Raw genomic sequence first — 14,123 nt, forward strand, 5'->3', positions numbered from 1 at the left:
GATCACGGCTTGAGTAGCGCGACGACCTTGTCTTCAAGGGCGACCGGATCGGCGTTCGGGTCGGCCGTCTCGGTATGGGGAAGTGTGGCGTCGGGATCGGCGAAGTCGCGGTAGGTCTTGTCGCCGGCCAGCGTGGCCAGCAGGTACCCGGTGAGCAGGCCGCGAACGATCTTCTGGGTGTCCTTGTCGGCGCCGGGCAGCCCGATGAACCGGGCCAGACGGCGTCCCTCGACCAGGCCGCCGGCCTGCGCCTTGCTGACCGTCCGCAGCGTCGCACCCTCCCAGGCGCGAGCCAGTTCCACCGCGTTCGACCGCAGTGTCATCGGATCGCCGGGGGCGGTCAGGACCAGGCCTGGCACCTGAAGCGTCGACGCCGGTTGTTCGGCCGGCGGCTTGGTCACCGTCGGGAACAGCGACACCACCGCCTTCGGGCGGGCCGGGTCACCTCCCATTCCCGCGGCGGCGAACACCGCGGCCGATCCGCCGAAGCCGTGCCCCACCACACCGCGCTTGCCCGGGTGCACGCTGATCTTGCCCGTCCCCAGCCGCACGCCGGTGATGATTTCCAGGGCTGCGCCCAGGTCGAAGGCGAAATTCAGCACCGACGGAGCCACGCCTGTCTCGGTATCGGGCGCCGCCGCCACGATGCCCCACGACGCCAGATGTTCGAGCGTGCCCGTGTAGTTCTCCGCCCGCGTCATCCATTCGTGGCCGAACACCACACCGGGCAGATTCAGCCCGGACTCGGGCGTGTACACCACTCCTGGCATGCCGGCGAACGCCAGGTCACCGCGCAAAACCCGGTGCGGTCCGCGGCGGGTCAACCCGGCGAAGAGCTTCTTTGTGCTGGCCACGCGTTGACCGTAGCGCAGGCCGCCGCGGTGATCTCCGTCAAACGCCGTCGCGCAGAATCGGGCCAGGGCTCCGACTGCACTACCCTGGGAGCCTATGTGTGGAATCGTCGGCTACGTCGGGGCGCGCCCGGCCCGAGACATCGTGGTCGACGCGCTGCGCCGGATGGAATACCGGGGCTACGACTCCGCGGGAATCGCGCTGATCGACGGCAACGGCGGGTTGACGGTGCGTCGCCGTGCCGGCCGGCTGGCCAACCTGGAGGCCGCTCTCGCCGAGACCGACGAGAACGTCCTGACCGGTAGCACCGGGCTGGGCCACACCCGGTGGGCCACCCACGGCCGTCCCACCGACCGCAACGCCCACCCGCACCGCGACGCGGCCGCCAAGATCGCCGTCGTCCACAACGGCATCATCGAGAACTTCGCCGTTCTGCGCGCCGAGCTCGAAGCCGACGGGGTGGAGTTCTCGAGCGACACTGACTCCGAGGTCGCCGTGCACCTCGTGGCCCGTCAGTACGCACAGGGCGACACTGCCGGCGATTTCCCGGCCTCCGTGCTCGCCGTGCTGCAGCGCCTGGAAGGCCACTTCACCCTGGTGTTCGCCAACGCCGACGATCCGGGCACGATCGTGGCCGCGCGCCGGTCCACCCCGCTGGTGGTCGGCATCGGCGAAGGCGAGATGTTCGTCGGATCCGATGTGGCGGCATTCATCGAGCACACCCGCAACGCCGTGGAACTCGGCCAGGACCAGGCCGTGGTGCTGACCGCCGAGGGTTACCGCATAACCGACTTCTTCGGCAGGGACGATCTGCAGGCCGGCCGCGACTTCCGGGAATTCCACATCGACTGGGATCTCGATGCCGCCGAAAAGGGTGGCTACGACTACTTCATGCTCAAGGAGATCGCCGAGCAGCCCGCCGCTGTCGCCGACACCCTGCTGGGGCATTTCGTCGACGGCCGCATCGTGCTCGACGAGCAGCGCCTGTCCGATCAGGAACTGCGCGAGATCGACAAGGTCTTCATCGTCGCCTGCGGTACCGCATACCACTCCGGGCTGCTGGCCAAGTACGCCATCGAGCACTGGACCCGGCTGCCCGTCGAGGTCGAGCTGGCGAGCGAGTTCCGCTACCGCGACCCGGTGCTGGACCGCAGCACGCTGGTGATCGCGATCTCGCAGTCCGGCGAGACCGCCGACACGCTGGAAGCGGTACGGCACGCCAAGACCCAGAAGGCCAAAGTGCTGGCCATCTGCAACACCAACGGCAGCCAGATCCCGCGCGAGGCCGATGCGGTGCTCTACACCCGGGCCGGGCCGGAGATCGGTGTGGCCGCGACCAAGACGTTCCTGGCTCAGATCGCCGCGAACTACCTGGTGGGGCTCGCCCTGGCGCAGGCCCGCGGTACGAAGTATCCCGACGAGGTGGAGCGCGAGTACCACGAGCTGGAAGCCATGCCCGATCAGGTCGGCCGGGTGCTGGCGGGCATCGAGCCGGTGTTCCAGTTGGCCCAGCGCTTCGCCAAGTCGCCCACGATCCTGTTCCTGGGTCGGCACGTCGGCTATCCGGTGGCGCTGGAGGGCGCGCTCAAGCTCAAGGAGCTGGCGTACATGCACGCCGAGGGCTTCGCGGCCGGCGAGCTCAAGCACGGTCCGATCGCGCTGATCGACGAGGATCTTCCGGTGATCGTGGTGATGCCGTCACCCAAGAACGCGCAGATGTTGCACGCCAAGCTGCTCTCGAACATCCGGGAGATCCAGGCGCGTGGTGCGGTCACCATCGTCATCGCCGAGGAAGGCGACGACACGGTGCGCCCGTACGCCGATCACCTGATCGAGATCCCGGCGGTGTCAACGCTTTTCCAGCCGCTGCTGTCTACCATCCCGCTGCAGGTGTTCGCCGCCGGGGTGGCCCGCGCCCGCGGATACGACGTCGACAAGCCGCGCAACCTGGCCAAGTCCGTCACCGTCGAGTAACCGCCCTGGGTGGGGGTGAACTGATGGATCTACGGGTTCCCACCGTCAACATCGCTGGGCGATGGGCCCGTGACGGGCTGGGCGCATTCGTCTCCGACGCCGCGTACGAGCACTTCCTGGACGCATACCGGGTCGGGATGGCGACGCTGCCGCCGTTCGAGTTGTTCGACGTGCCAACCACATTCGGGACCGTGCGCGCCTACCACTTCGCCGGGCCGGACACCGGCGCACCGGCGATCCTGTTGCCCGGCCGCAACGCGTCGACGCCGATGTACCGAACCAACATCGAACCCCTGCTGAAACACCGCACGGTCTATGGCCTCGACCTGCTCGGCGAGGCCGGCCTGTCGGTGCAGCACAAGCCTGTTCGCCACGCCCTGGACCAGGCGCAGTGGCTCGACGAGACGCTGGCCGGACTCGAGTTGGAAAAGGCGCACCTGCTCGGTGTGTCGATGGGCGGCTGGACCGCCGCCAACGCTGCGGTGCACCGGCCCGCGCGGATAGCGTCGATCACCTTGCTGGATCCTGTGTTCACCTTCACCAGTGTTCCGGTCAAGGCGATACTGGCCTCGGTGGCACTGTTCGCACCTGGCGTGCCGGAGCAGTGGCGCCGGAGGGTGCAGAGCTGGATAGCCGGCGGAGCGGATATCGAGGCCGCCGAGACGGAAGCCGCGCTGATCTCCGCGGGTTCAACGGATTTCACGCTGCACACACCGATGCCGAAACTGTTCACCGATGAGCAGCTGCGGGGCGTCGACGTACCGGTGCTGGCACTGATCGCGGGCCGCAGCGTCATGCTCGACCCGACGCGCGCCGTCGCGCGGGGACGAGAGTTACTGGTAAACGGTCAGATTGAACTCTGGCCCGACGCCTCTCACGCCATCAACGGGGAATACCCGGAAGAGATTGCGCAGCGGGTGGGCCAGTTCTGGGGCGCCGCGTAGCCCTTCGCCGGATTGCTCCTCAGGCGCGGATCACCGACGTCCCCAGCGCTTCGAAACGCTGTGCTTCCTCCGCGGGCAACTCGGTGCCGGTGACGATCGACTCGAAATCGGAGACGTCCGCGAACCGGCAGAAGCTCGTCTCGCCGAACTTGGAATGCGCGGCCACCAGCACGCATCGCTGTGCGACCCTCACCGCCGTCTGCTTCACCGCTGCCACGGCGGGATCCGGTGTGGTGAGGCCATGCTCGGCGGTGATCCCGTTGGTGCCCAGGAACGCGATATCGATGACAAGGCTGCTCAATCGCTCGACAGCCCAGTGGTCGACGGTGGCCAGGGTGCGCCCACGCATTCGTCCACCGATCATCAGGACGGTGACGGTCTCGCTGTGAGCCAGTGCTTCGGCGGCCAGCAGCGACGATGTCACAACAGTCAGTTCCTCATCGACGAGCTGTTCGGCGATCAGTCGCGGCGTGAAACCCTCATCCAGGTACACGGTTTCGGCGCCGTGCAACAGATGTGCCGCCGCGGCAGCGATGCGGTGCTTCTGGGCCAGATCCACCTGGCTGCGGTATTCGACGGTGGATTCGAATGCGGCGGTCTCCAGTGGAATCGCGCCGCCGTGTACACGTTTGAGCAGTCGCCTCCCGGCCAGCGCCTTGAGGTCGCGGCGGATGGTCTCGGCAGCGACGTCGAGTTCGTCGGCCAGCGTCAGGACATCGACGCGGCCGCGGCTGCGCGCGAACTCGACGATGCGGCTCTGGCGGGTATCTGAATCCACGCTTGCCATTCTGGGGCAGCCCGGGTGTGGTGACGGTTATTTGCTGTCGGACAGCACCGCGCGCACATCGTCCGCGCTGGTCGCCGCCCGCAGCCGGGCCACTTCTTCCTTGTCGAGGAAGACGTGGGCGATCTTGGTCAGCAGTGCCATATGGTCGTTGCCCAGACCGGCGATTCCGACCACGAACTCGGCCGGTTTGCCGTTCCAGTCGATGGGTTCGGGGTAGCGCACGAACGAGATCCCGGTGCGGCGGATCGCGGTCTTGGCCTCGTTGGTGCCGTGCGGGATGGCGAGACCGTTGCCCATGTAGGTCGACACCGACTTCTCGCGCTCGTGCATGGCATCCACGTAGGCCGGCTCGACGGCGTCCGCTGCGACCAGCAGGGCGCCGGCCTCGTCGATGGCCGCGTCCGCTGTGGTGGCGGTGCCGGCCAGCACGATCGAATCGAGGGGGAGTACGTCGACCCCAGCTGTCTGGTCTTCGCGCAAGCGCTCATCCGGGGCCTTCTGGTCTTCGCGCAAGCGCTCATCCGGGGCCTTCTGGTCTTCGCGCAAGCGCTCATCCGTGGAGGCATTCGTGTTCCGCAACATCTCCACGATCTCGTCGTAGCGGGGGCTACTCATGAAGTCCTCCACCGAGACATGAACGGCCGATCCGGTTTTCAGGCGAGCCCGGTCCGTGAGGTCGCGGTGGGTCACCACCATGTCGTAGGTGTCGGTGAGGTTCGCAATCGATTGGTTGGTCACCGTGACGTCGCCGAATCCCGCGGAACGGATCTTCTTGCGCAGCACCGAGGCGCCCATCGCCGAGGACCCCATGCCGGCGTCGCAGGCGAACACAATGCTGGTCACCGGACCCCGGTGCGCACCGACCAGGGCTGAAGCCACGCTGGACTTCTTGCCCTTGAGCGCCTCCATCTCCGCGGTGGCCGCGGCCAGATCGGGTTCGTCACCGGCCCGGTCGGTTTTGAGCAGCAGTGAGGCGACGGCAAACGAGACGGCGGCGGCGCCGAGCACGGACAGCGTCACGCCGAGGTAGCTGCCGCCGGCGGTCTGCGCGTAGATCGCGATGATCGAACCGGGCGCGGCCGGGGCGCGCAGCCCGGAACCGAACAGCACGTTGATGAAGACGCCGGTCATGCCGCCGAGGATGGTCGCGGCGATCAACTTGGGCTTCATCAGCACGTAAGGGAAATAGATCTCGTGGATACCGCCGAAGAACTGGATGATCGCGGCGCCCGGTGCCGAGGCGCGGGCAACGCCGCGGCCGAACACCATGAACGCCAACAGGAGTCCCACGCCGGGCCCGGGGTTGGCCTCGAGCAGGAACAGGACCGATTTGCCGGTCTCCAGTGCCTGGGTGGTGCCCAACGGTGTCAGCACCCCGTGGTTGATGGCGTTGTTGAGGAACAGCACCTTCGCCGGTTCGATGAGCAGTGAGGTCACGGGCAGCAGATCGTTGTTGACCAGGAAGTCCACCGCGTGTCCGGCGGCCCGGGTGAACGATGACACGATCGGCCCGACGCCGAAGAAGCCGAGGATCGCGAGCAGCATTCCCAGGATGCCGGCGGAGAAGTTGTCGACCAGCATTTCGAAGCCGGGCCGGATCTTGCCCTCCCACAGGGCGTCGGCCTTCTTCATCGCCCAGCCGCCCAGTGGCCCCATGATCATCGCGCCCATGAACATCGGGACATCGGCACCGGCGACGACGCCCATGGTGGCGATCGCGCCGACGACGGCACCGCGGTTGCCGTGGATCATCCGGCCACCGGTGTATCCGATCAGGACGGGCAGCAGGTACGTGATCATCGGGCCGACGATGCCGGCGCCGTCGTAGCTGCCCCAGCCGCCGATCTTGGCCACCCACCCGTCGGGGTCCTTGAGCCCGGAGAAGATGGCCTGCAGCCAGCCCTGCTCGATGAACAGGGCGGTGATCAGGCCCCAGGCGATGAAGGCGCCGATATTCGGCATCACCATGTTCGACAGCGAGGTGCCCAGCTTCTGCACATGCACCCGGACCCCGGTGCGTGGCGCTTCGACAGTGGACATCTGACGACCTCCGATCTTGCCGGCTGCTGGGTGACGCCGGTCACATGAATGCTCAGTACATCGCATAAGTGGGCATCTCCGCAAGCAATCGGGCGTAAGTGGGCGAAGAAAGTTGTGGTTTTATGACCGGATCGGCGTTAGGGTGCTGATACCGACCCGGTTTAGCGCCATTCCCTGCGAGTCGAGAGGACCCGTCATGAAAGCCCTGCGTTACTACGCCCCCGAGGACGTCCGGCTGGAGGATGTACCGGAGCCCCAGTGCGGCCCCGGCGAGGTGAAGATCCGGGTTCGCAACTGCTCCACCTGCGGCACCGATGTCAAGATCCTGCACAACGGGCACCAGAACCTGACCCCACCGCGCACCATCGGCCATGAGATCGCCGGTGACATAGTGGAGGTCGGTGCCGACGTGAATTCCACCTATGGCACCGATTGGGCCGAGGGCGACCGGGTCCAGGTGATCGCGGCGGTCCCGTGCGGAGAATGTCACGAGTGCCGCAAGGGCTGGATGGCCGTTTGCCAGAACCAGACGTCGATGGGGTACCAGTACGACGGCGGGTTCGCCGAGTACATGATCGTTCCGCGCCAGGTGCTCAAAGTCGATGGGCTGAACCGGATTCCGGACAACGTCAGTTACGACGAAGCGTCGGCGGCCGAACCGTTCGCGTGCGCGATCAATGCACAGGACCTGCTCGGTATCGAAGAGGGCGACACCGTCGTGGTGTTCGGCGCCGGACCGATCGGGTGTATGCACATCCGCATCGCGCGCGGCGTGCACAATTGCGGCCCCGTCTATCTGGTCGACGTGAACGAAAGCCGGCTCAAGATGTCGGCCGACGCCGTGCATCCCGACGGGGTGATCAACGCGGCGGAGGTGGACGTCGTCGAGAAGGTGATGGAACTGACCGGCGGCCGCGGCGCCGACGTCGTCATCACCGCCACCGCAGCCAACGTCACCCAGGAACAGGCCATCGCGATGGCCGCCCGAAACGGGCGCATCTCATTCTTCGGTGGATTGCCCAAGACCAACCCGACCATCACGTGCGATTCGAATATCGTGCACTACCGGCAGTTGCACATCCACGGTGCCAACGGTTCCGCGCCGGAGCACAACAAGCGTGCACTGCAGTACATCTCGACCGGCCAGGTGCCGGTGAAGGACCTCATCACCCGCCACATCCCGCTCGACGACGTGCTCGACGCGTTCTCGATCGTGCAGAACGGAGAGGCCATCAAGGTGACGGTCGAGCCTGCCGCTGCGACCGCGTCGGTCTGAAGTCAGTACAGCTCGTTCTCGTAGTGATCGTCGATCACCGCATGAAGCGAGCCGGCCAGATCGCCTAGTTTCTCGGCCATCTTCGCCGCGCTCTCGGTGATCGTGAGGGTGTAGAAGTCTCCGCCCAACGTCACGGCTTCGGCCAGTCCCCGGCTGTCGCCGTCCCAGAGCTTGGCCCGGATCACGGCCTTGCCGCACTGACCGAACACTTCGCGAATGCGGACGATCGTGGCCAACACTGCGGGTTTGCCGTCGGCGCTGAGCATCTCGAGCAATTCGGGATCGTCGGTGACGAACGCGTCCCCGTTCACCCGGATCACCTCGCGGATGCCCGGCACGAAGAAGACCAGCCCCACCGCGGGATGCTTGGTGATGTTCTCGTGGGTGTCGGCCAGTTTGTTTCCCGGCCGGTCCGGGATGGCGAGCGTCCACGGGTCGAGGATTCGCACCGAACCCGGTGGGTCACCCCGTGGGCTGGTGTCCAATTGGCCGTCGGCGCCCACGGTGGCCATGCAGAAGAACGGACTGTGCGCGATGAACCGGGCCGAGAATTCGCCGAGCTTCGGCTCCTTCTTCTCCGCGATGAACCGCTCCGGGTGCCCGACGATCTCCCTGACCCGCTCCATCGAGATCGGGGAGTACGAATCCGCCGCTGTACCTGTGGTTTTCACCATCGCCTCCATCACACGTCGAGAACGAGTCGGGGAGTCTGTGCCCGGGAAACGCAGATGAACATGCGATCGTTGGCGGCGCGCTCAGAGTCGGAGAGGATGTCGTCGCGATGGTCGGGTACACCGTCGACGACGGCGGTCTCGCAGGCACCGCAGATACCCGATCGGCACGACGACGGCACGTTGACCCCGGCACCATCGAGGGCGCCGAGAATGCTCTGGCCCGCTTCGACATTGACGGTTCTGCCCGAGGCTGCGCACACCACCTCGACCGGCTTGTCTTCGGCAGCGGGGGCCCGTTGGCGCGGCTTGAAGCGCTCGAGATGCAGGCTGTCGGCCGGCCAGTGTGCGGTGGCGTCCTGCAGCGCCGACAGCAGCGCCGGGGGACCGCATGCGTAAATCTTCGACCCGGGCTGAACCTGGGCGAAGTGCTCACCGACAGGGATGCGACCGTCGGCGTCAGAGGCATGGAAGCCCACGCGTGTTCCGTATCCACGGAGTTCGTCCGAGAACGGCATCGAGGTCGCGGTGTGACCGCCGTAGAGCAGTTTCCAGTCCGCGCCCCACGTTTCGGCCTGACGGATCATCGGGAGTATCGGGGTGATCCCGATGCCGCCGGCCACGAATGTGTATGAGGTGGCCGGATGCAGCTCGAAGGTGTTCCGCAGGCCGGCAACCGTAAGTTGTTGTCCCGGTCGCAGAAACGCGTGCACGTACTCGGACCCGCCGCGGCTGGTGCGTTCCCGCCGAACCCCGATGCGGTAGTACGATCGCTCGCCGACCGGCCCGCACAACGAGTATTGGCGCTGGATGCCGGTCGGCAGGACCAGGTCGATGTGTGCGCCCGGGTCCCAGGCCGGCAGTAGTTCACCGGCACGCGGCTGCAATTGCACGGATACCACGCCATCGGCTTCCCAACGCAGCTGCCGCACCGCGACGCCGATTCCGTCGGCCGGCAGTTCGTTTCTCACCCACCCTCCTTCCGCGTTAACAGTGTTAATTGCAGCTCAGAGCGTAATGATAACGTTGTTAACGTGTCAACCGCCCCGACTGGACGTGATCGCGTGGCACTGGCAAACCTGTCCTTGGACCGTGTGGTCGGTGAAGCCTTGGCGCTGGTCAACGAGGGCGGGCTGGAATCGCTGACGATGCGACGGCTGGCCGACCGGCTGCGGGCGCACCTCCCGACGATCTACCGGCTGGTCGACGGCAAGGACGCCCTGATGGACGAGATGGCCGAGACGATTCTGGCGAAGGCGCTCGAAAGCTCTGACACCGATCATCCGGAGTGGATCGATCGCGTCAAAAGCCTTGCTGCGGGCCTGCGTTCGGCTCTGCTGGCGCAGCGCGACGGAGCCCGCATCGTCGGCGGCAACTACGCCGCCAAGCGGGCCAACCTGACCTTCGTCGACACGCTCGTCGGCAGTATCCAGGCCGGCGGTCTGGTCCGGGAACATGCCTTGTGGTCTGCCAGCTCACTTTTCTGCTACGTCCTCGGTGAAGTTCTTGAGCAGCAGGGCGCCGCCGGCGGTGAGACCGAGACGCTCGAAGGTGTGGTTCGCGCCGGGGACTATCCGCACCTCGCGTCCAGTCCCGTCGAGCAGCTGCTCGATTTCGGCGCGCGATTCGAGTTCGGGCTGGGCCTGCTCATATCGGGCATGCGCTCCGGCGAAGGCTGCGCCTGACCGGCGGCGCCGTGGTCAGTCAGGCCCAGTGCCAGCCCGCAAACGATCAGCCCGATGCCGGCCCAGACCGCCAAGGTGGGCAAGGTCCCGGTGACGGGTACGCCGATTGCCGCGGCGGCAATGGGTGCCACTCCGGTCAGTAGCCCGGCCGGTCCGGCGCCCAGTGTGCGCACGCAGGTGTACCAGAGGACGAACGCGACCGCCGTCACGCAGACGGCCAGATAGCCGATCGCCAGGATCTCGCCGGCATCGAAAGTGCCTGCCGCTCTGGGTCCTTCGGTTACCAGCGCCAGCACGCCGAACATCGCGGCGGCCATCCAGGTGGTGTGCACGGACACTCCGGCAGGACCGTGTGAGTCGAGGACCGGCACGGCCAGCAGCGTGAAGCCGGCCTCGCAGCTGAAAACGACTATGGCCCAGAGCAATCCGATGGTGTCGGCACGGCCCAGCCCTTCGACGATGACGGCGCCGATGCTGACCACGCCGGCCGCGGCGATCACCCGGCGCCCTGGCCGATGGCCTTCCAGCAATGGTCCCAGCGTCGCCAGTGCCAACGGCACGCACGCGACCGCGACGGCCAGCACCGCCGGTTCGGCGTGGCGCGATCCGTACACCAGGGCCACGTTGAACAGCACCAGGCCGGTCACGGTGACGCCGAGTAGCCATAACCACTCGCTGCCGCAGGGGCGGCGCAGCGGTCGGCCGGTGAACCGGACCCAGGCCAGCAGCAGCGCGCAGGCAATGGCATAGCGCAACGCCTGCGCGGTGTGCAGTGGCGCGTTGGCAAGGACACCTGAGACGGCGACGCTGCCGCCGACGAACGTCATACCGAGGGCGCCGGACAGGCCGGCGCGGGCGGGGCTGGACATGTGACCATCGTCGGGCCAACATGGTCCAACAAATAGAACCAAGTCTGGACATCTCTAATGGACCAAATGGCGCGGGATGCGGTCGGCGCAGATTTTCTTCAGCTCGATCCGGCGACTGCCCCGGCGCGCGGACTCACCGACTGGCTCGTGGATGAGCTGCGTGGTGCGATCGCCGACGGGAGGCTGACGCCGGGCACCCGGTTCCCCGCGACCCGGGTATTGGCCGCCGACCTTGCGGTGTCCCGCGGTGTCGTCGTCGAGGCTTACCGACGGCTGGCCGACGAAGGTCTGGTCAGCGGGCATGCGGGTGGCGGCACCTATGTGCTCACGCGGCCGGCCCGGCCGCCACAGCCAGAGCCCACGTCGGCGCCTCCGGCCTCACGCCTGCCCCGCCCACGCTTGCCTGCGGGTGACGGGATCGACCTCTCGCCGGGAGTGCCCGATCTGTCGGCATTTCCACGCAGCACCTGGCTGCGCGCCGAACGGGCGGTGCTGGCCGAGGCCACGCCGGACGACCTCGGCTATGGAGATCCCCGCGGTCATCCCCGGTTGCGCGCGGCACTCGCCCTGTGGCTGGGCAGGACCCGCGGGCTGCGCATCGAGCCCGACGACATCCTGGTGGTTGCGGGCGTGGCGCAGGCCATTGCCCTGCTGGCCCAGCAGTTGCGCGGCGAAGGGCTCGACACGATCGCCGTTGAGGATCCCGGCTCGCGCGGTGCGGTCGACGAACTCGAGTACTGGGGATTGCGCCCGGTGCCGGTCCCGGTCGACGGCGACGGCATCGCCGTCACGGAGCTGTCTGCGACTGGCGCTCCCACCGTCTTCCTGACCCCGGCGCATCAGTTCCCGACGGGCGTGGTGCTCGGCCCGCAGCGGCGCCGCGAGCTGCTCGAGTGGGACGGCGAGCTGATCATCGAGGACGACTACGACGCCGAATACCGCTATGACCGCGCACCCGTACCGGCCATGCATCCGTCGGCGCCCGATCGCATCGCGTATGCCGGCAGCACCTCGAAGAGCCTCGCACCCGCACTGCGTCTGGGCTGGCTGATTGCGCCGCGGCAGCGACGGCCCGGCCTGGTGGCGGCCAAGCATGCCACCGACCTCGGCAGCCCGACTGTGCCGCAAATGGTGCTCGCGCGGTTACTGGAATCCGGTGAGTACGACCGGCATGTCCGACTGGTCCGGGCGCGGCACCGGGCCCGGCGCGATGCTCTGCTGGACGTGTTGACCGCAGCGATGCCGGGGGTGAGGGTGCGCGGAGTCGCCGCCGGCCTGCACCTGCTCGTCAGCTTGCCTGAGTGCGTCGACGACGTTGCGCTGGCCGACGATCTGCGTGAGGCCGGCGTTCTCGTGCACCCGGTGTCCTGGCACCGGCGGCTACCCGGACCGCCCGGATTGGTCCTCGGATACGCATCGCATCCACCGGACCGGTTACGCGAGGCCGCCGCCACGATCGCGCGCATCGCGCGAAAGTGACACAGGGGTCGCTGCCGAGCTTCGGTAGCAGCCGTGGTGTCACTTTCGGTGACGGCTGGCAGCAAACGCACGTAACCTGTTGGCGCGCGGCAAAGTCGACGACACATCGAGCGGAGCGGAAGCTGATGCGGTACTACTACTCGGTCGATGCGATCCGTGCGGCCGAGGCGCCACTGCTGGCATCGCTGCCCGACGGGGTGCTGATGGGCCGCGCTGCCTATGGGCTGGCGACGGCCATCGGTGCCGAACTGAAGCTGCGCACCGGTGGTGTCGCCGGCCGGCGAATCTGCGCGGTCGTGGGTTCCGGCGACAACGGCGGCGATGCCCTGTGGGCGGCGACGTTCTTACGTCGTCGCGGAGCGGCGGCCGATGCCGTCCTGCTCAACCCGGACAAAACTCACACCAAGGGCCTGGCCGCATTCCGGCGCGCCGGTGGCCGGGTGGTATCCGGCATCGCGGCCGGAACCGATCTGGTGATCGATGGCGTTGTCGGGATCTCCGGACGCGGTGCGTTGCGCCCCAACGCCGCGGCGGTATTCGAGGCCAACACGGTGCCCGTGGTGGCGGTCGACATCCCCAGCGGCCTCGACGTGCAGACCGGCGCCGCCGACGGCCCACATGTGCGTGCCGCCCTGACCGTCACGTTCGGCGGTCTCAAACCTGTTCACGCACTGGGGGAGTGCGGTCGCGTCGAACTCGTCGACATCGGACTGGACCTGGCGCCGAGCGACCTCGCCGGATTCGAGGCGGCCGATGTGCGGGCGCGGTGGCCGATTCCGGGCCCGCACGATGACAAGTACACCCAGGGCGTGACGGGCGTACTGTCCGGGTCGTCGACCTATCCCGGTGCGGCCGTGCTGAGTGCCGGTGCCGCGGTCGCCGCCACGTCGGGCATGGTCCGCTATGCGGGAAGCGCTGCACCACAGGTGCTTTCGCATTGGCCCGAGGTGATTGCCTCGCCTACCCCGCAGGAGGCGGGCCGGGTGCAGGCCTGGGCGGTGGGGCCGGGCCTGGGTACCGACGAGACCGCGAGGGCCGCATTGGTTTTCGCGCTCGAATCAGATCTTCCGGTCATCGTGGACGCCGACGGGCTCACGATGCTCGCCGCCGATCCGGGGCCGCTCACCGGCCGCGGCGCGCCGACCGTGCTGACCCCGCATGCCGGCGAATTCCAGCGGCTGGCCGGCCATCCGCCCGGAGCCGACCGAGTGGCGGCCACCCGCGAGCTGGCGCAGCGACTCGGAGTCACGGTGCTGCTCAAAGGCAATGTCACCGTCATAGCCCAGCCGGACTCCACCACCTACCTCAATCCGGCCGGCCAGTCCTGGGCTGCCACAGCGGGATCCGGTGATGTGCTGACGGGCATCATCGGCGCATTGCTGGCGGCCGGCCTGCCCGCCGGAGAGGCCGCCGCCGCGGCAGCCTTCGTCCACGCCCGCGCCGCCAACCTGTCGGCGGCCGATCCCGGCCCGAGCCCGGCGCCCACCTCGGCGTCGCGCATCCTCGCCCACGTCCGCGCCGCCATCGCCTCGCTGTAACCAGTTCG

12 protein-coding genes are annotated in these 14,123 nt (G+C 67.6%); 6 read left to right on the plus strand and 6 right to left on the minus strand.

From position 1 onward, the window contains the following. Positions 1-2 precede the first annotated feature (2 nt). Entirely contained in the window at positions 3-854 is an 852-nt protein-coding gene (locus H977_RS0106035) for a dienelactone hydrolase family protein (RefSeq protein WP_029107002.1), read from the minus strand. 94 nt (positions 855-948) lie between these two features. On the opposite strand from H977_RS0106035, the gene glmS reads away from it, so the two are divergent. Both glmS and H977_RS0106045 read left to right on the plus strand, forming a co-directional pair. Then, positions 949-2,826 (plus strand): glutamine--fructose-6-phosphate transaminase (isomerizing), encoded by a 1,878-nt coding sequence (gene glmS / locus H977_RS0106040; RefSeq protein WP_029107003.1) that lies wholly within the window; start codon positions 949-951, stop codon positions 2,824-2,826. Between the two features lie 23 nt (positions 2,827-2,849). Continuing rightward, a complete protein-coding gene (locus H977_RS0106045; protein WP_036475203.1) occupies positions 2,850-3,770 on the plus strand; it encodes an alpha/beta fold hydrolase in 921 nt (306 codons plus the stop codon). A 19-nt stretch (positions 3,771-3,789) separates the two neighbouring features. Here H977_RS0106045 and H977_RS0106050 read toward each other — a convergent pair whose 3' ends face one another. Together H977_RS0106050 and H977_RS0106055 are read right to left on the minus strand one after the other, a co-directional pair. Continuing rightward, positions 3,790-4,548, minus strand: coding sequence for a DeoR/GlpR family DNA-binding transcription regulator (locus H977_RS0106050; protein ID WP_029107005.1), 759 nt, complete (start codon positions 4,546-4,548; stop codon positions 3,790-3,792). Between the two features lie 36 nt (positions 4,549-4,584). Then, the gene (locus H977_RS0106055; RefSeq protein ID WP_036475206.1) at positions 4,585-6,597 is read right to left on the minus strand and encodes a PTS mannitol transporter subunit IICBA; all 2,013 of its coding nucleotides are present in this window, start codon (positions 6,595-6,597) and stop codon (positions 4,585-4,587) included. A 196-nt stretch (positions 6,598-6,793) separates the two neighbouring features. On the opposite strand from H977_RS0106055, the gene H977_RS0106060 reads away from it, so the two are divergent. Beyond that, positions 6,794-7,873, plus strand: coding sequence for a zinc-dependent dehydrogenase (locus H977_RS0106060; RefSeq protein WP_029107007.1), 1,080 nt, complete (start codon positions 6,794-6,796; stop codon positions 7,871-7,873). Positions 7,874-7,875: 2 nt separating this feature from the next. On the opposite strand, the gene H977_RS0106065 is transcribed toward H977_RS0106060, so the two are convergent. Both H977_RS0106065 and H977_RS0106070 read right to left on the minus strand, forming a co-directional pair. Beyond that, a complete protein-coding gene (locus tag H977_RS0106065; protein ID WP_029107008.1) occupies positions 7,876-8,547 on the minus strand; it encodes an MSMEG_1061 family FMN-dependent PPOX-type flavoprotein in 672 nt (223 codons plus the stop codon). A gap of 8 nt (positions 8,548-8,555) precedes the next feature. After that, positions 8,556-9,515: a PDR/VanB family oxidoreductase gene (locus tag H977_RS0106070; protein ID WP_029107009.1), complete on the minus strand. Its 960-nt coding sequence runs from the start codon at positions 9,513-9,515 to the stop codon at positions 8,556-8,558. Positions 9,516-9,578: 63 nt separating this feature from the next. On the opposite strand from H977_RS0106070, the gene H977_RS34720 reads away from it, so the two are divergent. After that, the gene (locus H977_RS34720) at positions 9,579-10,229 is read left to right on the plus strand and encodes a TetR/AcrR family transcriptional regulator C-terminal domain-containing protein (protein WP_231395885.1); all 651 of its coding nucleotides are present in this window, start codon (positions 9,579-9,581) and stop codon (positions 10,227-10,229) included. Here the strand turns inward: H977_RS34720 and H977_RS0106080 are convergent. Next, positions 10,115-11,098 (minus strand): DMT family transporter, encoded by a 984-nt coding sequence (locus H977_RS0106080; protein ID WP_029107011.1) that lies wholly within the window; start codon positions 11,096-11,098, stop codon positions 10,115-10,117. The two genes, H977_RS34720 and H977_RS0106080, sit on opposite strands and share 115 nt — an antisense overlap. Before the next feature lie 66 nt (positions 11,099-11,164). Between H977_RS0106080 and pdxR the strand changes: the two genes are divergently transcribed. Together pdxR and H977_RS0106090 are read left to right on the plus strand one after the other, a co-directional pair. Beyond that, entirely contained in the window at positions 11,165-12,577 is a 1,413-nt protein-coding gene (pdxR, locus tag H977_RS0106085) for a MocR-like pyridoxine biosynthesis transcription factor PdxR (protein WP_036475210.1), read from the plus strand. A gap of 125 nt (positions 12,578-12,702) precedes the next feature. Further along, positions 12,703-14,115 carry an NAD(P)H-hydrate dehydratase gene (locus H977_RS0106090; protein WP_029107013.1) on the plus strand — a complete coding sequence of 471 codons (1,413 nt, stop codon included), beginning with the start codon at positions 12,703-12,705 and terminating at the stop codon, positions 14,113-14,115. Positions 14,116-14,123 lie beyond the last annotated feature (8 nt).

This window comes from Mycobacterium sp. URHD0025, from assembly GCF_000426065.1.
Classification (GTDB): Bacteria; Actinomycetota; Actinomycetes; order Mycobacteriales; family Mycobacteriaceae; genus Mycobacterium.